General features: G+C 56.2%; 20 protein-coding genes. 9 read left to right on the top strand and 11 right to left on the bottom strand.

Annotated elements, in window-relative coordinates; all coding sequences use genetic code 11:
• Nucleotides 1-17: 17 nt before the first annotated feature.
• From hpaH to hpaE, 4 genes are all read right to left on the bottom strand, one after another.
• A complete protein-coding gene (gene hpaH / locus ABJD00_RS05550; RefSeq protein WP_413835425.1) occupies nt 18-818 on the bottom strand; it encodes a 2-oxo-hept-4-ene-1,7-dioate hydratase in 801 nt (266 codons plus the stop codon).
• On the bottom strand, nt 815-1669 hold the full coding sequence (locus ABJD00_RS05545; RefSeq protein WP_413835428.1) for a fumarylacetoacetate hydrolase family protein: 855 nt from the start codon (nt 1667-1669) through the stop codon (nt 815-817). Before ABJD00_RS05545 ends, hpaH begins: the two co-directional genes overlap by 4 nt.
• Nucleotides 1670-1724: 55 nt before the next feature.
• The gene (hpaD, locus tag ABJD00_RS05540; RefSeq protein WP_413835430.1) at nt 1725-2708 is read right to left on the bottom strand and encodes a 3,4-dihydroxyphenylacetate 2,3-dioxygenase; all 984 of its coding nucleotides are present in this window, start codon (nt 2706-2708) and stop codon (nt 1725-1727) included.
• An 89-nt stretch (nt 2709-2797) separates the two neighbouring features.
• A complete protein-coding gene (gene hpaE, locus ABJD00_RS05535; RefSeq protein ID WP_413835433.1) occupies nt 2798-4309 on the bottom strand; it encodes a 5-carboxymethyl-2-hydroxymuconate semialdehyde dehydrogenase in 1512 nt (503 codons plus the stop codon).
• 165 nt (nt 4310-4474) lie between these two features.
• Here hpaE and hpaR point away from each other — a divergent pair, with 165 nt between their 5' ends.
• Complete coding sequence (hpaR, locus tag ABJD00_RS05530; RefSeq protein ID WP_413835435.1) at nt 4475-4942, top strand: homoprotocatechuate degradation operon regulator HpaR; 468 nt, start codon at nt 4475-4477, stop codon at nt 4940-4942.
• Between the two features lie 52 nt (nt 4943-4994).
• Here the strand turns inward: hpaR and ABJD00_RS05525 are convergent, their stop codons facing one another.
• From ABJD00_RS05525 to ABJD00_RS05515, 3 genes are all read right to left on the bottom strand, one after another.
• A complete protein-coding gene (locus ABJD00_RS05525; RefSeq protein ID WP_413835437.1) occupies nt 4995-5780 on the bottom strand; it encodes a 2OG-Fe(II) oxygenase in 786 nt (261 codons plus the stop codon).
• 51 nt (nt 5781-5831) lie between these two features.
• Nucleotides 5832-6917, bottom strand: coding sequence for a tartrate dehydrogenase (locus tag ABJD00_RS05520; RefSeq protein WP_413835669.1), 1086 nt, complete (start codon nt 6915-6917; stop codon nt 5832-5834).
• 71 nt (nt 6918-6988) lie between these two features.
• Nucleotides 6989-7111 carry a hypothetical protein gene (locus tag ABJD00_RS05515; RefSeq protein ID WP_413853715.1) on the bottom strand — a complete coding sequence of 41 codons (123 nt, stop codon included), beginning with the start codon at nt 7109-7111 and terminating at the stop codon, nt 6989-6991.
• Nucleotides 7112-7717: 606 nt separating this feature from the next.
• Here ABJD00_RS05515 and ABJD00_RS05510 point away from each other — a divergent pair.
• Complete coding sequence (locus tag ABJD00_RS05510; protein ID WP_413835442.1) at nt 7718-9907, top strand: NADP-dependent isocitrate dehydrogenase; 2190 nt, start codon at nt 7718-7720, stop codon at nt 9905-9907.
• Nucleotides 9908-9943: 36 nt separating this feature from the next.
• Here the strand turns inward: ABJD00_RS05510 and ABJD00_RS05505 are convergent, their stop codons facing one another.
• From ABJD00_RS05505 to ABJD00_RS05490, 4 genes are all read right to left on the bottom strand, one after another.
• Nucleotides 9944-11437 (bottom strand): malonate--CoA ligase, encoded by a 1494-nt coding sequence (locus tag ABJD00_RS05505; RefSeq protein WP_413835444.1) that lies wholly within the window; start codon nt 11435-11437, stop codon nt 9944-9946.
• Nucleotides 11434-12732, bottom strand: coding sequence for a malonyl-CoA decarboxylase (locus ABJD00_RS05500; protein ID WP_413835447.1), 1299 nt, complete (start codon nt 12730-12732; stop codon nt 11434-11436). The genes ABJD00_RS05505 and ABJD00_RS05500 overlap by 4 nt, the downstream gene beginning before the upstream one ends.
• Nucleotides 12733-12796: 64 nt before the next feature.
• The gene (locus tag ABJD00_RS05495) at nt 12797-13468 is read right to left on the bottom strand and encodes a GntR family transcriptional regulator (protein WP_413835449.1); all 672 of its coding nucleotides are present in this window, start codon (nt 13466-13468) and stop codon (nt 12797-12799) included.
• A 21-nt stretch (nt 13469-13489) separates the two neighbouring features.
• Nucleotides 13490-13873 (bottom strand): YciI family protein, encoded by a 384-nt coding sequence (locus ABJD00_RS05490; RefSeq protein WP_413835451.1) that lies wholly within the window; start codon nt 13871-13873, stop codon nt 13490-13492.
• A 94-nt stretch (nt 13874-13967) separates the two neighbouring features.
• Here ABJD00_RS05490 and ABJD00_RS05485 point away from each other — a divergent pair, with 94 nt between their 5' ends.
• From ABJD00_RS05485 to ABJD00_RS05455, 7 genes are read left to right on the top strand one after another with little or no spacing between them, the layout of a single operon-like run.
• Entirely contained in the window at nt 13968-14852 is an 885-nt protein-coding gene (locus ABJD00_RS05485; RefSeq protein WP_413835454.1) for a fumarylacetoacetate hydrolase family protein, read from the top strand.
• Nucleotides 14849-15514, top strand: a complete 666-nt coding sequence (locus ABJD00_RS05480; protein WP_413835457.1) for a malonic semialdehyde reductase — start codon at nt 14849-14851, stop codon at nt 15512-15514. The genes ABJD00_RS05485 and ABJD00_RS05480 overlap by 4 nt, the downstream gene beginning before the upstream one ends.
• A gap of 11 nt (nt 15515-15525) precedes the next feature.
• Nucleotides 15526-15984 (top strand): OsmC family protein, encoded by a 459-nt coding sequence (locus ABJD00_RS05475; RefSeq protein ID WP_413835459.1) that lies wholly within the window; start codon nt 15526-15528, stop codon nt 15982-15984.
• A 45-nt stretch (nt 15985-16029) separates the two neighbouring features.
• Nucleotides 16030-17103, top strand: coding sequence for a C4-dicarboxylate TRAP transporter substrate-binding protein (locus ABJD00_RS05470; protein ID WP_413835462.1), 1074 nt, complete (start codon nt 16030-16032; stop codon nt 17101-17103).
• Nucleotides 17104-17133: 30 nt separating this feature from the next.
• A complete protein-coding gene (locus ABJD00_RS05465; protein ID WP_413835464.1) occupies nt 17134-17667 on the top strand; it encodes a TRAP transporter small permease subunit in 534 nt (177 codons plus the stop codon).
• Entirely contained in the window at nt 17664-18968 is a 1305-nt protein-coding gene (locus tag ABJD00_RS05460; RefSeq protein ID WP_413835466.1) for a TRAP transporter large permease, read from the top strand. The genes ABJD00_RS05465 and ABJD00_RS05460 overlap by 4 nt, the downstream gene beginning before the upstream one ends.
• Before the next feature lie 11 nt (nt 18969-18979).
• Nucleotides 18980-19849, top strand: coding sequence for a dioxygenase (locus ABJD00_RS05455; RefSeq protein ID WP_413835468.1), 870 nt, complete (start codon nt 18980-18982; stop codon nt 19847-19849).
• Nucleotides 19850-20231: the final 382 nt, after the last annotated feature.

Below are 20231 nucleotides of genomic sequence, written 5' to 3'. Positions count from 1 at the left end.
ATTCCCCAAACGGCCTGTCAGCCGAAAGCGATCGAGACGCCACCAAACGGCCCGAAATCCGCGTGAATACGTGTCTCGCTTGGGCACTCTACGGGCCGAATGAAACTGCCGGATAAAATGACATTGCCCGGCTCAATCTTCTGCCCGTATTGCGCCATGCGTTGCGCCAACCAGACCACGCTTTGAATAGGGTCGTTCAGTACGCCCGCACCGAGTCCGGTTTCCTCGACCTCGCCGTCCCGGGAAGTTATCGCTCCAACCCATCGCAGATCAAACGCGTCCACTGCATGCTTTTGCGGGCCGAGAACGATCCCGGCATTCGCCGCATTGTCGCTGATCGTATCAAAAACGGAGCGCGTTTTTCCTGTCTCGGGGTCGACGCGCAAAATTCGGGTATCGAGTATCTCGATTGATGGCGCGACATACTCAGTTGCCGCGATCACATCCGCTCTGGTCACTTCATCGCCGCCAATGGCGTCTTTCATCACAAAGGCGATCTCTGCCTCGATGCGCGGCTGAATGAACCGTCCTTTGGGTACTGTGCTGTCGTGATCAAACACCATGTCGTCAAATAGGATACCGCTGTCCGGGATGTCGATGTTCAAGGCGTACTGCATAGCCTTTGACGTCAACCCAATCTTCCAGCCAACAACTTTGCGACCTTCGGCTAACTTTGCTTTGTAGATCGCATTCTGAATTTCATAGGCGTCTTGCATACCTATTTCGGGGTGCCGGCGTGTCAGCAGGTCGATCTGTTGCCCGGTCTTTTCTGCATTGAGCAAATCGGCGGCGGCGCGGGCATGATCTTGCGGTGTCACAGAACTTCGTCCGCAATTGTGTTGCGCAGTGTTCCGATTGTACTTGCTTCAACCTCAACCACATCACCCGGCACCAAATACTTCGGCGGATCGAGGCGTGCGCCCGACCCTGTGGGCGTACCTGTAATGATGATGTCACCAGGTTGCAGCGTCATGAAAGTCGAGATGTATTCGATCTGCCGCCGGATCGGATGCATCATACGAGAGACCACGTCGTCCTGCCGCACTTCTCCGTTGACCCGTGTGATGATACGACAGTCATCCAGTTGTGTCGGGTCAGTGAATGGGACCAGCCATGGGCCAATTGCGCCTGATTTGTCCCAGTTTTTACCTTGAGTCACGTTGAATTTAGCATGGCGCACCCAGTCGCGGATCGTGCCTTCGTTGCAGATGGTCAGAGCCGCGATGTGGTCATATGCATCGCTTTGCGCAATACGCCGCCCGCCTTTGCCGATCACGATGGCAACCTCACCCTCGTAGTCCAATTGTGGGCTTTCAGGCGGGCGGATAAGCGGCTGGTTGTGGCCGGTAAATCCGGAGGCAAAACGCGGAAACAGAGACATGTATTTGGGCTGGTCACTACCGTCCTTATACTCGGCGTTGCGGTCTGGGAAATTAACACCAACGCACAGGATGCGAGGCGCATTTGGCAGCACCATTTCATAGGTGAGGTCAGTGTGCGTGACCGATTGGCCAGCAGCCAAAGCCTCGAGCGTGTCGCCCCCCCCTGCACGCACCGCATCCAGCAGCGTGGGCCACTGCGGCGCCTGACCATTCAGCGCAATGCCGCCAGCATCGGTGATGGCGCCGTAGACGCTCTGTCCGTTGTCAGACCACGTTCCAAATCTCATATGATACCCTTCCCAATGGCGCGCTGGCCTGTGATTTCGACCATCTCAAAACTCACTATGGCGCAATGATCGGGCTGGCTTTCATGTCGCTCTCAATTGGCTCAACGTCAACAAAGGTCGTTCCATGTTCAAACCAGCTGCGCGGCGCGGCAGCCCCCCAAAGTGTCTGCCTTTGCGGATCCTTCAGGTCCCATTTAATCGGCTCCAAATCCGGGTCGACGGTCTGGTAGTCCGAACAATAGATTTCGATGCGATGCCTGTCGGGATCAAGAATATACAAGAAGAACGCGTTCGAAATACCGTGGCGTCCCGGGCCACGCTCGATGCTGTCGACATATCCTGTTGTTGCCATCAGATCGAGCAGGTCGATGATGTTGAGCGGTGTTGGCACCCAAAACGCAACGTGGTGCATCCGAGGCCCTGTGCCATTGGTAAAGGCCATGTCATGCACCCCGCCCTTGCGGTGCATCCATGCGGCCCACAGTTTTTTACTCTCGTCGTCTTCCGTGTACTCGGTCACGCGAAACCCGAACTCGGAGTAAAACGCAACAGAAGCGTCCACGTCATGGCTGAACACATTGAAATGGTCGATCCGCAGCGGTTTCACTCCGCGATAGAGAGCGTATTTCTGGTGGATGGGCGCCAGCCTGTCCATCTTGTGATAAAATTCGAGTGGGATACCCATATTGTCTGAGGTCAGCAGAGTGCGGCCCTGATGCGGGCGTTCCACCCATTCGGTTGGCCGTCCCTTGCTTTCAAAAAACGTCTTGGCACGGTCAAGGTCATCTTCTTCAAATGTTTTGAAACCCATGACTTCCACGGTGCCGGGCGTGTCAGACTTTTGCAGAATGAGGCAATGATGGCCTCGTTCTTCCATGGCCCGAAGGTAGATGTGACTGTCGCTTTCATCCGTCACCTGAAGACCGAGGATATCACAGTAAAACATCTTGGATGCGGCCAAATCTTTGACGTTCAAACAGGCGTGGCTCAGCCGAATGGTGTTGAAGTCCGGAAAAAGGTTAGGGGCTGGGACAGGCATGCGGGCCTCCTATTGACCAGGCACGACGGCGCTTGACCGGTGTGTACCTGGGGAGATTTCACTTTTGGCGAAACAGGCGTGGCTTTCCATCACCCTGTTCCCAATTTGGTAATTTTATGTTGGCCAGTGGCAAAGCCAATATGCTTTTGCTCCATGTAAAACTCAAACGACCAGTTGCCTCCGTCGCGACCAATGCCAGATGCTTTGACACCGCCGAAGGGCGTTGGCAGGTGCCGCACGTTCTCGGAGTTCACCCATATCATGCCTGCTTCGAGCTTGTCGGTGAACCGCAAGGCGCGTGTTAGGTCGTTGGTCCAGACATAACCAGTTAACCCGTAGGCAGTGTCGTTTGCGATCTGCAATGCCTCTTCCTCGGTCGAAAACGGGATCGAAGTCAGAACCGGGCCAAATATCTCTTCTTGTGCGATCCGCATATGGTTGGTCGCGCCCGTGAACAGGGTCGGGCGGACGAAGTAACCCGCATCGCCGATGGTTTCGCCACCTGCCGCAACAGTAGCCCCGTCTTGCCGTGCAATCTCAAAATAGCTGGTGACCTTGTTGAAATGCTCTTCTGTGACCAGCGGGCCAATCTCACTGGCCGGGTCAAGCGGGTGGCCGACCTTGATCTTGTTCACCCGCTCCACAAGATTGGCTTCAAACGCGTCCCGGATGGTGTCCTGAACCAACAGCCGAGACGACGATGTGCAGCGCTCGCCATTGATCGAATAGATCATGAAAATCACCGCATCCAGCGCACGTTCCAGATCAGCATCATCAAAGACAATCACCGGGTTTTTGCCGCCCAACTCGAGGTGGTTACGCTTCAGCGTATCTGCGCCTTGCTTGGTGATCAGGCTGCCCGTCCTGCTTTCTCCGACAAAGGCGATCGCCTTGATCTTGGGGTGCTCACACAGCGCTTTTCCGGCGCCTTCGCCGAACCCGTTTACTGTGTTAAGAACCCCGGCGGGTAGCCCCGCCTCTTCTGCGATTTCGACCAGCAACCGCGCCGTGATCGGGGACGCCTCGGCAGGTTTGTGCACAACGGTGCATCCTGCGGCCAGAGCAGGCGCAATCTTCCATGTTGACAACATAAAGGGGGTGTTCCACGGCGTGATAACGCCTACTGGTCCAATTGGAACCCGCGTTGTGACGTTCATCAGCGTTGGGGATTTAAGGTGCTGACCATCGCGCGCCTGGATCACCTGATCTGCGAAATATCGAAAGTTTTCAGCCCCGCGCAAGGCAGCCTTGGACATAAACTTGTAGACTTGGCCGGTGTCCCAGCATTCACACAGCGCGATTTCCTCGGCCCGGGCCTCAATCCCATCGGCAACACGGTACAGGATCTTGCGGCGCTCCGTTGCTGGCATATCGCGCCATTCCGCAAACGCGTCATGTGCCGCCTTCGCTGCTGCATCAATATCCACTTCGGTCCCGTGTGCGACCTCGCAAATCGTGCTTTTGTCGACGGGAGAGACCGTTTCAAAAACGCCCCCGTGCCCTTGGGTATCTTGCCCGCCAATCCGGTTGAGAACGCCGGTTTGGGTAAAACGCGCCAAGTGGCCACTCAGTTTTGCGATGTTGTCTTCAAGCAAACCCATGGTCTCTCCCCCTAGATGATCGCTCGCCCTTCTGAGGTGAGAGTGTCGAACATCAGTCTCGCATATTATATTAACATGTTAATTGTTGTTGAGTTAAGTAATAAATAGAACTTGAATGAGTCAACCGAATTCCTTCGGACCTTGCGGCAGAGGAGCGACCAGCCGATGACCAACAGCCTGCCACCCACCACCCGCTCGCTCCCGATTGCCTTGATGCGCGCACGCGAAAGCGTCATGGCTCCAATTCGCGATATGCTATCCGAAACAGGGCTGAGCGAGCAGCAATGGCGGGTTCTTCGTGTGCTTGCAGAACAGGGCGAGATGGATTCGCATTCGCTGGCAGAACGGGCCTGTCTCTTATTCCCCAGCCTAACGCGCATGGCCGCAACGATGAACGCCAAGGAGCTGATCACGCAGACCCGTGACCCCAACGATCGCCGACGCCAATTGATCGCTATTGCGCCGGCGGGTTTGACCATCATCGCGTCTCGTGTTGAAGCGGCATCCACAATCGCAAAAAGCTTCCGCAACAAGATCGGCGATGAAGATTTTGAAACACTCCTCGACCTTTTGGGACGCCTAAGCGCCGACACAGACACAGACACAGACACAGACACGGAAGAAACTGTGTAAGGGCCATCCGCACAACTTCCTCGGATAACGCATCGAAAAAACGAAAATCAGGTTAAACAGAACGCCCGTAAAACCCGATACGTTCTTCGTCTGAGAACATCACTCCCGGCCTTTCGAAATAGGAAAAGACGGCAATCATTCGATGCCTCAGCCCTTTGGTTGGTGTTACCCGGTGAGCAGTGTTCTTACCTTTGAAAACGTTAAGCGTGCCCGGTTCCAACTGTAGCCTCGTCGGGGTCCGCCGCCCCTCAAGAAGGTCGGCGACACCGCCGTAGTTGGGGTCCACGTCAGTGCGCAAGTCCTGATCATATTCGAAATCCCCACCATGCTCGGGGGCTTGCAGCAGCAGAGTTGTGGTGAATTCTGATCGATCAAAGTGCCAATTCAGCGCCTCACCATCCCCATAAGACATCGCATTCACCCGGGCGAGCGAGTCTGCCATGGTAAACAGCCGATCCTTGCCCATCACTTTGGCAAGGAAGTCTGCAAAGGGGGGCCATTCATAAAGCTGGATCACCACCGCTTGCTCCATCTGGTCTGCGCATACTGTGCGATTGGTGGTCTCAAACTCCTGCAGCGCCGGGTGTGCCGCGTCCAAATCCTCAACATTTTTGCGGAAATAGATATTGTGCCGGCGGGCATGCACGAAGGCGTGGTTTTCAAACAGCGGGACAAGCTCGCGCACCGCCTGTTCCAATGCCACCTGCCGCACAAAACCCGGCAAGTTGAACAATCCGTCCTTGGCCAGAGCCGCCCTACATGTTTCGACGAGGTTCTGAAAACCACCGCTGTCCGGATTATCCAGAGGATAGAGATCCAGACTAATCAGATCGCGCATAAGTCTCACTCCGGTTTGGTGAGGCGACTGTGCTTTGACCACAAGATCCAATCAACCCAGTGAATTGCGCCCACGGATTGCTTCGACCACCGCGTCCGTGACCTCTTGCGTAGTGGCCGTTCCACCCACATCCGGCGTCAAAATCCCCGCTGCGCAGACCCGATCAACGGCCGCCATCAAATGCGCGCTCGCCGTGCCCTCGCCCAGATGGTCGAGCATTTGCGCCGCCGTCCAGAACGTCGCGACCGGGTTGGCGATCCCCTTGCCGGCGATGTCAAAGGCCGATCCGTGAATGGGCTCAAACATAGAAGGAAAACGGCCCTCGGGATCAATATTGGCGGTCGGGGCCACGCCAAGACTGCCGGCCAGTGCCCCGGCAAGGTCAGACAGGATGTCGGCATGAAGATTTGTGGCGACAATGGTGTCCAGGCTTTGCGGATCCAGCGTCATACGCACTGTCATCGCATCCACCAGCATCTTGTCCCATGTCACGTCTGGAAACTCAGGCGCCACCTCGGCGGCGATTTCATCCCACATCACCATTCCGAAACGTTGGGCATTGGATTTCGTCACTACAGTCAGCAGCTTACGAGGGCGGGACTGGGCCAGTGCAAACGCAAATCGCATAATCCGTGTCACGCCGACGCGGGTAAAAATAGAAACTTCGGTCCCTACCTCCTCAGGCAATCCCCTGTGGATGCGCCCCCCATTTCCGGAGTACTCCCCCTCGGAATTTTCACGCACAATCACCCAGTCCAGATCGCCGACGCCAACGTCTTTCAGGGGCGTGTTCACACCGGGAATGATCCGTGTCGGACGCACATTGGCGTATTGGTCAAACCCCTGACAAATTGGCAGGCGCAGGCCCCAAAGGGTGATGTGGTCAGGCACATCGGGCGCACCAACAGCCCCAAAGTAAATGGCATCAAATGACTTTAGTTGATCCAGTCCATCCTCCGGCATCATCACACCGTGCGCCTTGTAATGGTCCGACCCCCAATCAAAATGCGTGATGTCGAATGACAAAGTGTCAAGGTGGTCACTCAGTGCATCGAGCACTTGGGTCCCAGCGTCAATGACCTCCGGGCCAATACCATCTGCCGGGATCGCTGCGATTTTGTGGATTCTCATTTTGATCTTTCGAGCGGAATTCTTCTGTTGAAAGGCAAGTTGATACTGAAGTGGCTCAATACAGCCATAATATCCAGTCATCCATCCGTCAGCCCCAATCCCATCAGTTCAAATGGCGTCCGCATGCGATAGTCGCTTTCTGCGATCAATGACGCACCGGGATGGACGTGACGCGCACCAGAACTCAGATCATCGTGCATCAAACTGGCTTTGCTCCTTGAGAACCCGGCGCACCTTCAACAGTGGCACTGGCTGGCACAAGAGATTGAATACAAGCCAAAATCTCCCCGCATAAGTGCCAAGTAATACATTTTCAGGGAGGAAGACACCGAACGACGCTTTTTACCAAAATGACAGCCCTTGTGGCGACCGCTACAATCTGCGCCTCGGCTGCGCAGGCGGACGGACATGTCGATCGCACGAGATGGCCAGACAGCTTTACAGTTGGCATCGCGTCTCAGGGCGGGATCTATTTTGCGTGCGGTTCGGACTGGGCCACCCTCTTGGACGGGCAGCTTGGTATTTCAGGCAGTGGCGAAGTGACTGTTGGCCCCATGCAGAACATGGCACTCGTCCACTCCGGCGAAGCGCAATTCGACATGACCACAATGGGCCCGGTCTCGTGCAAAAGGTCATTGCGCCACCCGCCGATGCACAAATCGCGGTCAAGGGTCTGGACTAGGAAAACAGCCACACTCCAAAGGTGAGGTGCGACATTGGCGCACCTCGGTATGCAGCGGTATACTGTAGACGAGCGTGACGTCATCGGGTAACGAGGCCGCAACTTTGACCCTCAGGAGGCCGCCATGTCCGATATCATGTACACCAAAGTGGACGAAGCACCGGAACTCGCGTCTGGATCCTTTCTTCCAATCATTCAAAAATTTGCAGCCGCAGCGGGTGTGTCCGTCGGCACCAAGGACATCAGCCTTGCAGGCCGCATCCTCGCCACGTTCCCAGAAAGCCTGACAGAGGCACAGCGTCAATCCGACGACCTCGCCGAATTGGGACAACTGGTGAAGACGCCTGAAGCGAATGTCATCAAGCTTCCCAACATCTCGGCCTCTGTGCCGCAACTGGTAGGCGCAATCACTGAATTGCAGTCACAGGGCTACGCCCTGCCCGACTATCCTGACGCCCCAGAGACGGCAGAAGAAAAAGCCATTCGAGCCAAGTATGACACCATCAAGGGATCTGCTGTGAACCCCGTGCTGCGTGAAGGGAACTCGGACCGACGCGCGGCCAAGGCCGTCAAAAGCTTTGCCCAAAAGAACCCACACCGCATGGGCGACTGGTCGGCGGACAGCAAAACCAAAGTGTCCTCGATGAGTGGCGGCGATTTCTTTTCCAACGAAGTTTCCGCGACGCTGCCTGCGGCGACGACAGCCAAGATCGTGCTGCAAACAGCGTCCGGCGAGACGGTTTTAAAGGACGGCATCGACTATCCAGCAGGCACCGTCGTTGACGCGACATTTATGAGCGCTGCCGCGCTCAAAACCTTCCTCGCGGAGCAAATCGAAGAAACCAAAGCAGACGGCACACTGTTCTCTCTGCACCTCAAGGCGACAATGATGAAAGTGTCCGACCCGATCCTGTTTGGTCACGCTGTCAAAGCATTCCTTGCTCCGGTGTTCGAAAAGCACGGGGCCGCAATGGACGACCTTGGCGTGAACCCGAACTCCGGTCTTGGCGATCTGCTGGCGCGTGTTGAAGGCAATGCCGACATTATGGCGGATATCGATGCCTGCATGGCCGCCCGCCCGCCGATGTACATGGTGGATTCCGACAAAAGGCTCACCAACCTGCATGTCTCGTCTGACGTTATCATCGACGCGTCCATGCCCGCGCTGATCCGCGCAGGCGGCAAGGGCTGGGGTCCTGACGGGAAAGAGGCGGATGCCAACTGCGTCATCCCCGACAACTCCTATGCGTCCGTTTATGATGAAACGATCAAGTTCTTCAAAGAGAACGGCAAGATGAACCCGGCCACGGCTGGAACCGTACAGAACATCGGTCTGATGGCACAAAAAGCCGAAGAGTACGGCTCGCATCCGACCACTTTCGAGATACCAGAAGCGGGCACGGTCAAGATGGTCCTCGCCGACGGCACTGTCTTGCACCAGCACACCGTTGAAGCAGGTGACATCTGGCGCTCGGCCTCAACCCGCAAGGCACCGATTGAGGATTGGGTGAGCCTCGCCATTGATCGCCAGCGTGCCGAAGGGTGCCGCGCGATCTTCTGGCTTGATGCGAACCGTGCACACGACTCGCAACTGATCACCTATGTGAAACCCATCCTTGAGGCCAAGGGCGTAGCGGACAAGTTTGAAATCATGGCGCCACGCGAAGCGACACGCGCCTCGTTCGAGACAATCACAAAGGGTGAAAATGCCATCGCGATCACTGGCAACGTGCTGCGCGACTACCTGACTGATCTGTTCCCCATTCTGGAACTCGCAACGTCGGCCAAGATGCTGTCCATCGTCAAGTTGATGAATGGCGGCGGCCTGTTTGAAACTGGTGCAGGCGGGTCGGCTCCAAAGCACGTTCAGCAGTTGGTCGAACAAAACCACCTGCGCTGGGACAGTCTGGGCGAATTCTGCGCGCTGGGTGAAAGCCTCACCTTTTTGGCCGACACTAAAGGCAATGAAAAAGCGCGCGTGTTGGGTGCTGCGGTCGATGCGGCCACTCAAGGCATTCTCGATCACGGCCGTTCACCCTCGCGCAAAGTGGGTGAGCCGGACAATCGCGACAGCCACTATTGGTTCGCGCGCTACTGGGCAGAGGCCCTGGCTGCTCAAGGTGACGACGCTGAACTGGCCGCACATTTCGCTCCCATCGCCGAGGCCCTGCAATCAGGTGAAGAGGCGATCTTGGCCGAATTGACAGCGGCCCAAGGCCCGGCGGCAGATTTGGGCGGATACTACCGCACCGATCCGGCAAAGACGGCGGCGATCATGCGTCCGTCACCGACGCTGAACGCCATCATCGGATAAACGTCAAAGGGGCGCAGTCACCAAGGCTGCGCCCTTTCAACTGCCATAGGTTTCACGCAGTACGTTCTTTTGCACTTTGCCCATCGTGTTACGCGGCAAAGCATCCATCGCGATGTACCGTCTTGGGTGCTTGAAGCGTGCAAGGAGCGGTTCGACCTTTGCCGCGATATCCAGATCGGTTGAGCTGGCGCTTTCCAGCACCACAGCCGCAAGAACGCTCTCCCCAAAGTCCGGGTGAGCGATGCCAAAGACGGCGCTTTCGACCACGCCATCGACATCGTTGATCACGTCCTCAATCTCTTTGGGGTAGATGTTGTAACCGCCCGAGATGATCAGATCCTTTTGGCGACCGACGATGCTGATCCGTCCATCTTGAGAAGCGACACCCAGGTCGCCGGTTATAAAGAAACCGCTGTCGCGCAGCTCTTCGGCCGTCTTTTCAGGCATGTTCCAATAGCCCTGAAACACATTGTCTCCGCGCACCTCGATCATGCCGACCTCTCCGGCCTGAACAGGCGCACCATCATTGGTCAGCACCACTTCGGTACCCGGCAGCGGGTAGCCTACCGTGCCTGCCACACGTTCACCCTCATAAGGGTTCGAAGTGATCATGTTCGTTTCAGTCATCCCATAACGCTCAAGGATACGATGGCCTGTACGCTGCTCAAAGGCCGTGTGCGTTTCTGCAAGCAAAGGAGCCGAGCCGGAAATGAACAGTCGCATGTTTGCCACCTGATCGCGGGTGAGGCGGTCATCATCCAACAAGCGGGTGTAAAACGTCGGCACACCCATGAGCATCGTGGATTTAGGCAGCTCTTCGATCACTGCATCCACGTTGAACGCCTGCATGAACCGCACCTGAGCGCCAGCCAATAGAGCGGTGTTCATGGCGACAAACAGCCCGTGGGTGTGGAAGATCGGCAGCGCATGGATCAAACGGTCTTGGTCAGTGATCTGCCACAGATCGGTCAGAGACACCGCGTTGGACAGCAGGTTCTTGTGGCTGAGCATCGCGCCTTTCGAACGCCCCGTAGTGCCCGACGTATAAAGCAGCGCGGCCAGATCATCAGGACCGCGCACCGCCGTCTCAAATGTCTTGGGATGATCATCCGCGGCACGGCTCAGTGTGCCCGTACCATCTGCCGCAAGAGTCATAACCCGGGCGTTCGAACTTGCACAAATCTCCGTCATTGCGGTCACGCTGGATGGGGCACACACCACCAGAGACGGTGCGGCATCATCAACAAAATAGCGCACTTCGCTTTGGGTGTAGGCCGTGTTGAGCGGCAAATAGATCGCGCCCACCTGTACGGCAGCTCCATAGAGCGCAATCGCGTCTGCGCATTTTGGTGCCTGCACCACCACTCGGTCACCTACTGCGACCCCAGCGCCGCTCAGTACGTGGGCCAATTGTGCAACCCGTCCAACAAAGTCGGCATAGGACCAGCGCGACCCGTCATCAAGATCAAGGAAAGGAGTCGGGTTGTTGGCATGTGGTGCAATCAGTGCATCGTAAAGGGTATTGGTCACGATGAGAGTTCCTTGGGTCTTGTTGAAAACGGGGCAGAAGCCATTGAGGTTACGGCCTTGGACGCCGCGACGCCAGCATTGAGGGCAAAGTTCTCGTGATTACGCTCGGTTTGAGAGAGGTCATAAAGATAGTTCACCATTGCCCCACCCGACTGTGCCAAGCCCGCGTCTGAACTGTCTGCTCCGGCATGTATGTCATGGATTTCGGCCCCATTACCCATGTGGAATCGGGCCACAGGATCGATAGGCAAGCCGTCTTCGCGCTTGGCATGGACAAGGTATCGGGCGGCCAGAGCCTGCACGTCTTCAGACGGCGCGTCCCCTTCCAGCATAGCCTTGGCCACATCGGCGCAATCCGGGTCATCTAATTGGTTTTTCAGCCAGCGGGTCAGGCCCGGAATGGGCGACAAAGTCACAAAATGGGTGAGTTGAGGAAACTCAAGCGCCAGTTCGGCGACGACCTGTTTGATCAGCAGGTTGCCGAAACTGATGCCAGCCAACCCTTTCTGGCAGTTTGAAATGGAATAAAACACCGCGACTTTGGCCTCGTGCGCCTCGAGTGGTTCGCGAGTTTCAGACAGAACAGCATCGATTGATGTGGGGATGTCCGCGCTTAGCGCAACTTCGACAAAGATGAGCGGTTCGTCCGGCATGGCCGGGTGAAAGAATGCAAAGCAACGACGATCAGGCGGGTACAACCTACGACGCAAATCGTCCAAATCGCTGATTTGGTGTACGGCCTCATAGGCGACGATTTTGTCAAGGATGCGGGCTGGGGTGTCCCAGTTGATTTGCTTTAGAACCAAAAAACCACGATTGAACCAACTGCGCAGCAAATGAACAAAGTCTAGGTTCGTGCGTTCCAGATCGGGTGCGTTCTTCAACACTCGCAGCAGATCGGTGCGCATTCCCACAAGGTCAGCCGTCGCACCCGGTGTTTGGTTCAAACGGCGCAATAGCTCTTGGCGTTTGGGTTCGGCAGCGCGTGACAGGTGTTTGAAAACATCAACACTGGGCGCATCCGCATAGTGCAGAGCAAGGTTCGCCAAGGCCTGTGCGTCAATGTCCAGCGCATCATTTAGCATCTGGAAAAAGGCCTCTTTCCCCTCATCTGTCAACGCACGGTAGCGTTCCAGAATGCCTGCAGCGAGCTTTTGGCCAGAAACCTCCCCCTCTTCCGACAACAAGGCTCGGCACAGCGCATAGATGTCGCGTGTGTCATCCGCTTTGAGGGACGTGTCCCGACGCTCAAATAAGGTGGACAAGATATCGCCCAAGAATCGATTACGCTGCATCGGCTGTCTCCTGCCTGTATACAAACATCGTTAAATGTCGGCGCATTTGCCTATCTCACAGAGTTTATAGCTCGCTCAATGGTACTGTCAGGTACTCACCAGTGAGACGATAATGGTTGATCAACGCACTCGATGCCTCGTCGGCATCGCCGCGCACAGCCGCATCCAGGATCTCGTCATGCTCGGCGCCGACATCTCTCTTGCGATAGTCCGTGCCAGCCGCAGCAAGATACCGATACCGGATATTTAGATCGTAAAGCTGACCACAATAGCGGATGAGGATCGGTGAATCCGCATTGCTCAACAACGCCATATGAAATGCTTTGTGCGCTGCTTCGAAGACCGGAATATCGTTCTGACTACCTGCACGTTTCATCCGGTGGTGCACCAAAACAAGCTGCTCTTCCCATTCGGAATTTGCCCGCGCGATGGACTTGCGCAACGCCATATCCTCAAGCGCGCAGCGCAGTCCGAGGATTTCCTGAAAGTTCGCGAGGTTAGCAGGTGCCGCACGAAACCCGCGCTGATCCAGACGTTCAACCAACATGTCCGACGTCAGCAAGCTAAGTGCCTCGCGCACTGGCGACGCGCCAGTGTCCAGCATCGTGCGCAACTGTTCGATCTTGAGCTTTTCGCCCGCTGCCAATTTGCCCGTAAGGATCATCTCGCGCAAAGAGACGTAGGCTGATCGTGTGGCTGAGCTTTCTTTGCCTTCAGCGTTTTGCATCACGTTCATGTGGCCGGCTCCCTTTATTGTCTACGACAAGACGACGCTTTTGGTCGAAAGCCCCACGTTCAGCGAAACCGACCCTTCATTAATCATCCAGCGACGCAGTATGAACGTGCGTGCGCCGCTTTGATGCATAGGGTCTGCCGCAGCCAGCGCGCGGGCGGCCTCAAGGCTGTCGGCCCTATAAATGATCAGGCCCATGCCTTGCATATCTTCGCCCGTTTCGTCTGACATGGGCCCGGCAAATGCCAGCGCGCCCTTGGCCTCAAGCCCGGCTTGATACTCCAGATGCGCAGGCAATGCGGCCTTCACGTCTTCAGGGCCTTTGGCTGGAACGCTTTGCGCCACATAGAGCTCCAGCGCCAGCGCACCGCGCGCTTTTGCCTGTTGTTTATAGTCGGACCATTTCATCGCTGATTCTCCGTTGCATCAAAAAATATCGATATTCATTGACAATTGATGTGATTGTAGGCAAAAAAATCCAAACTGACAAGGATGTGCTGCAATGAAATATATGGTTGGGACAACGGCACACGGGCCAGCTGTCTATGGTGTTGAGGGCGAAAAAGCCATTAATTTAACGGCGTTGGACGCATCTGTCGGCACCGACTTGATGGGCCTCATCAACGATCCGGCGTTGGCGGAATCAGTGACAGCCAAAATGGCTAGCGGGCCGTCGGTACCGGTGTCGTCGATTACCCCTGTCCTGCCCGTTGCGCAGCCAGGCACGATCATTTGCCTTGGCCTCAACTATACCGACCACATCAAAGAAGGCGGGTATGAAATCCCAGACTACCCTGCTCTGTTCATGCGTGGAAAGAACTCGATCATGGCCGCGGGCAGTCCCTTGGTGCGCCCCGCCTGCTCAATTCAGCTGGACTATGAGGCTGAGTTGATGCTGATCATCGGCAAAGGCGGACGCCATATCTCGGAAGAAGACGCGCTTGATCACGTCTTTGGCTACACCGTTTTCAACGACGGATCGGTGCGCGACTATCAACGAAAAACGCATCAATGGACCCCGGGCAAGAACTTTGACCAGACAGGCGCAATCGGCCCGTTTGTTGTCACTCCGGATGACCTGCCTGCCGGTGCAAGCGGCCTTAAAATCGAAAGCCGCGTGGGGACTGAGATTTTGCAATCCTCCAATACAGGCAACATGATCTGGTCCGCGGCCAAGACCATTGCCACGATTTCTGAATACACCACCCTCGAACCCGGCGATCACATCGCCCTTGGCACTCCTCCCGGCGTGGGACACGCCAAAAAACCAAACCCGCGCTGGCTGGTTCCGGGAGAAGTCGTCGACATTGAAATCGAAGGGATCGGAATTTGTTCGAACCCTATCTTGGACGAGGCTGACTTTGCCCGCGGGGTAGCGGCAGAATGAACGCGCCTACAGGCACCGAATTAGCCGCACTGCGCGCCAAGGCTCAGGAAAACCATCGCGACCTTCGGGCTCGGATTGGTCGCCTCTCTGACGATGCAATTGATCTGATCCTGCGCGATGCCCGTTCTCACTATAAATGGACCGACAAACCGATCCCGGACGGGTTGCTTGAAGAGATATTCGAGATCACGATCAACGGCGCCACTTCGATGAATACGCTGCCTGCGCGTTTTGTTTTTGTGAAGTCGCCCGAGGGCAAAGATCGGTTGGCCAAATCGCTTAAGCCAGCGAACGTTGCCAAGATGATGGGCGCGCCAGTCACTGCAATCATCGCGTACGATATGGATTTCTGGCACCATCTGCCCGAACTGTTTCCGCATGAAGACCGTCGCCACCTGTTTGATGGCAAGGACGACTATGTGGCCGATACGGCATACCGAAATGGAACCCTGCAGGGCGCATATTTCATGATCGCCGCACGAGCGGTCGGGCTGGACGTTGGGGCGATGTCCGGTTTTTCCAACGCCATTGTGGACGAAGAATTTTTTGCGGGCACCAACCTCAAATCGAATTTTTTATGCAACATTGGATACGCCGACGAAACAGCGCTGTTCCAAAAGCTGCCGCGCTTTGAGTTTGACCAAGTCTGCGCATACGCCTGAGGGAGATTACTATGGCTGTGAAAATGAAAACTGTGGTCACTTATCGGGCGACTGCCGCTTGTCCTACCCACGCCAGGACCGAGATTCCGGTGCGCGACCTGAACGTCGTGATTGACGAACCAGTTGAGCGGGGCGGCACTAATCTGGGTCCTTCCCCGACAGAGACGGCCATGACAGCACTGATCGCTTGTACAAACGTGATCGGCCACAAGAACGCCAAGCGGCTGGGCATAGATCTGGGCGATGTCACAATCGATGCAAACGCGAAATTCGACCGCCGCGGCGTTCTGATGGAAGAAGAGATCGACGTGCCATTCCCGGCCATCACCCTGACAGTCAATTGTACGACATCGGCAAGTCAGGCCGATCTGGACACCGTAGGTCAGCAGACATCCAAGTATTGCGCCATCGCGAAACTGTTCGAGGCGGCGGGAACAGATCTGACCGTTAACTGGGTGAAAACACCCTAATCAAGACCAACGAGGCACCCGCCTCATTCTTTGTGAGGAGAAGACATGATCAACTGGACAAAAAACACCCTGATGGGGGCCACACTTGCGGCAATGACGGCACTGCCCGTCGCTGCGCAAGAAACCGTTTCAGCGGTAGTGATCGACGGTTATCCGGATCGCGCGCTTTGGGTCAAGGAGTTCACAAACTTCTTTATCCCTGAAGTAGACAAGCGGTTGGCAGAGACCGGCGCTTACAAGATGAACTGGCAGGAAAACTACGGCGGCTCCATCGTCAAACCCAAAGGCGTGCTGGAAGGCGTGCAGCTGGGTCTTGGCGATATCGGCATCGTGACCACGATTTTCCACTCTTCCAAGCTGCCCAGCCAAGGTATCTCCGGCTCGACCCCGTTTGTGGCCACAGATGCCCGTGCGGTTGCCAAGGCGGTTGATGAAATTGCCCGCGAATTTCCTGCGATGAACAACGAATTCGCAGCGCAAAACCAAGTCTATCTCGCGACAGGCGTGGTTCTGGATACCTATCAGGTGTTCTGCTCTTCCGAGGTATCCTCGGTCTCTGATCTCGAAGGTAAAAAGATCGCAGGCGCCGGTCTGAACCTGCGTTACCTTGAAGGGATCAAGGATGCCGCCGGTGTCCGGGGCGGTCTGACCGACTTCTACAACATGGTACAAACCGGTCTTGTGGACTGCGCGATGCTGTGGCCCGAAGCTGCCAAGACTTTCAAAATCGCCGAAGTGGCCCCCTATATGCTGCGCGTCGATCTGGGCGCTGTGAACTCCAAAACAATTACAGTGAATGCGGACTATTGGGCCAAGTTGCCTGACGCGGTCAAAGAAGCGCTGCAAGCGGTCGCCATCGAATATCGCGACCACGTTGCTGGCATCGCGATGGATCGGGCAGAAGCGTCCCGTGCCGCCTATGAGGAACAAGGTGGTACGATCGTTGAAGTGTCCGCCGAGGACCGTGCTGCATGGGCCAACGCCATGCCTAACGTCGCTCAGGAATGGGCTACCAACCTCAACGAACGGGGTGAAGCAGGCACAGAGATGCTGGCCGCCTATATGGGCAAGCTGGCTGACGCGGGCTTTACTCCCGTGCGTGACTGGACGGCGAATTAAGCCAACTGCGACCTGAAAAGGGGCCCAATTATGCTCAAGTCTGCTTTTGCGGGCCTCTCACGGGTCGCCAACGCCCTTGCGATCACCACCAACACGCTTGGCACGCTTGTCGTGCTGGCCCTGGTGGTGGTCCTCAACGTCGACGTCATTGCGCGCGGGCTGTTTGATGCCCCGCTCAAAGGCACCTACGAAATGGTGCAATTTTCGGTGGTCCTGATCGTGTTCCTTCAACTGCCTGACGTGGTGCGAGTAGATCGGCTGACCCGCTCGGACGGGTTTTTGAGCCTGATTGGATCAAAGCGACCTAGTGTTGCAGCAAACATGCGTCGGATCATCAACGCGGTATCAGCCATTCTGATGGGCCTGATCGCCTACATCACATTCCCCGAATTCCTGCACATGTGGGAAACCCAAGACTATTTTGGCGTGCCTGGCCTGTTCACTCTGCCCTGGTGGCCGGTCAAGCTGGTCATCACCGTCGGCACCGCCCTGTCTTGCCTGATCTTTCTGATCAAAGTGGTCTCGGCCCAGGACCGCCCCGACCTTGAAGAGGCCCGTTCATGACCCCTATTGAGATTGGCCTGATCTCGGTCATTGCTATCGTTTTCTTGATTTATGCGGGCGTCTACATTCCCATCGCCTTGGGCATGGTGTCCTTCGTATCCATCTGGCTGATGCGGGACAACTTCACGCTGGCGCTAAACCTGCTGAAAATCGCGGTCGGCGATTCAGCCATGGAGTACAGTTTCGCCACCATTCCACTATTTACCTTTATGGGGCTCATAGTCTCCAAGGCGGGGCTGGGGCGTGACATTTACGAAGTCATGACGATGCGGTTCCGCAAAGTAAAAGGTGGAATCGGGATGGCGACAGTGGGTGCAAACGCCGTCTTCGCCGCTGTAACCGGGTCCTCCATTGCTTCGGCTTCGGTGTTCACAAAGGTATCCGTGCCACAAATGATCGCGCAGGATTACAACCCGCGCTTTGCAGTAGGCGTCGTCGCCGGATCGTCGGTTCTGGGGATGATCATCCCACCTTCAGCCATGCTGATCATTTATTCCTTTGTGGCCGAACAATCAGTGGGCGACATGTTCCTTGCAGGTGTGATCCCGGGGATCATGCTGGCCATCGCCTATGTTGGTGCGATCTGGGTCATGGGGCGCTACACTCCCAACTTTGTCGGCGGGCGCGTAGTGGAAGACACCGAGTGGATGAGCCCAGGCGAGATCGCATCAAAGACGTTGCCGACCGTTGGTCTGATCATCATCGTATTGGGTGGCATCTACACAGGCTGGCTCACTGCGGTTGAGGCCGGAGCCGCCGGTGCCATGGTCGCACTAATCATCGCGCTGGTACGCCGGTCCATGGACGCACGTACGTTCTGGGATGCGCTGCTTGAAACTGGCCATATCACTGCCGCCATTCTGTTCCTGATCACCGCCGCCTCAATCTACAGCCGGATGTTGGGGCTGGCCGGTTTGCCCAATCAACTCCAGGACCTGCTTGCAGGCAGCGAGGCCTCGTTCTGGGCCATCATGTTGCTCTACGTCTTGTTGATGCTGTTCCTGGGAACGTTGCTCGACACGGCCTCGATCATTCTGATCGTTGTTCCGCTGTTTCTGCCGCTGGCCGAGGCGCTGGATATGTCCCTGATCTGGTTTGGGATCATCACCGTGGTTGGCGCCGAAATTGGCCTGCTCACACCGCCCCTGGGCATCTCGTGTTTCGTGATCAAATCGACGCTCAATGATGACCGTATCAGCCTCAAGGACGTGTTCATGGGCGCCCTGCCCTTTGCTTTCGTGATGCTGATCGTGTTGTTTATTCTCATCGAGTTCCCGATCCTCAGCCTCGCCCTCATCTAAGGAGTTCTGACATGCGCACCGTCACCAAGGACAACATCACCGACGTCTTCAAAGGCTACATGTCTGATAAAATGGATCCGCGCATGCGGGAAGTCATGGGCTCACTCGTCACGCACCTTCACGACTTTGCACGCGAAACCAACCTGACCCACGAAGAATGGCGCGCAGGCATAGCGTTTCTTGAAGGTTGCGCCGCAATTGAAACCGAGGACCGCCACGAATTCATTCTGACCTCGGATGTACTGGGCCTGTCGTCTTTGGTGGACATGCTGCATTCCAACCCATCAGCGACATCCTCGTCGGTGCTCGGGCCTTTCCACGTATCGGGCGCTCCACCTCTGCCCGTTGGCGGCGATATGAAACGCGACTTCGGCGGACCCATTCTGCTTGCCGAAGGGGTGGTCAAAGACACCCATGGCAACCCGATCCCGGGCGCGACCATCGACATCTGGCAAACAGCCCCCAATGGTCTCTACGCCAGCCAGGATGACGCACAGGACACCTATTCCTTCCACGGTCTGCAAACTGTCGGCGTGGATGGGCGTTACGCGTTCACAACCGTCAAACCTGTGGAATACACCGTACCTACAGACGGGCCCGTCGGAGACATCCTGAATGCCTGCGGTCGCCACCCCTGGCGCCCCTCGCACCTGCACTACATCGTTGAGGCCGAAGGCTTCAGCCCGCTCGTCACCGAAATCTTCCCAGACGATGACCCCTACCTTGACGAAGACACAGTCTTTGGCGTGCGATCAGATCTGGTGATGACTTACAAGGAACGCCCCGCTGACGAGTTTCCCGACGGTATGGTGATCTCAGACAAGGTCAATGAGCCGTTCCTTTACGTCGAATTTGACGTGATCCTTTCGCGCAAGGACTGACGCAGAGCGCTCATATTGAACCGCTTAAGCGGATCACCGTTGCTCATGATCAGATGAGTGCGCAAAAGCTCAACAATTTGGAGCAGGAAGCCTTCGGGTTCTCCGGCGTCTGAGCGCAAAGGCTCTAATAGCATAGAGTCCGTGCCATTCATTTCCGACTTTCGGTCAATCTTGCAACGGGATGTGGGTGGCGCACTCTGCGAAGGACAAAATGGATTTCACAGAGTGCCACGCCGGCAGGACGGCAGGACGGCAGGATCTGCAACCTTAGCAACGTCTTCAACCTAAATCTGCCTGAACAAATGGCACTCAGCCCCTTCGTGCCATCCTCTTGGGCGTCTTGCGTGACCGCGGTGAAAATCAACCGCTAACCCTTAGGCGC

Origin of the sequence: Tateyamaria sp. (genome assembly GCF_039945315.1) — a bacterium.
In the GTDB taxonomy this organism is placed as follows: domain Bacteria; phylum Pseudomonadota; class Alphaproteobacteria; order Rhodobacterales; family Rhodobacteraceae; genus Tateyamaria.
This window is presented reverse-complemented; position numbering and strand designations above follow the sequence as displayed.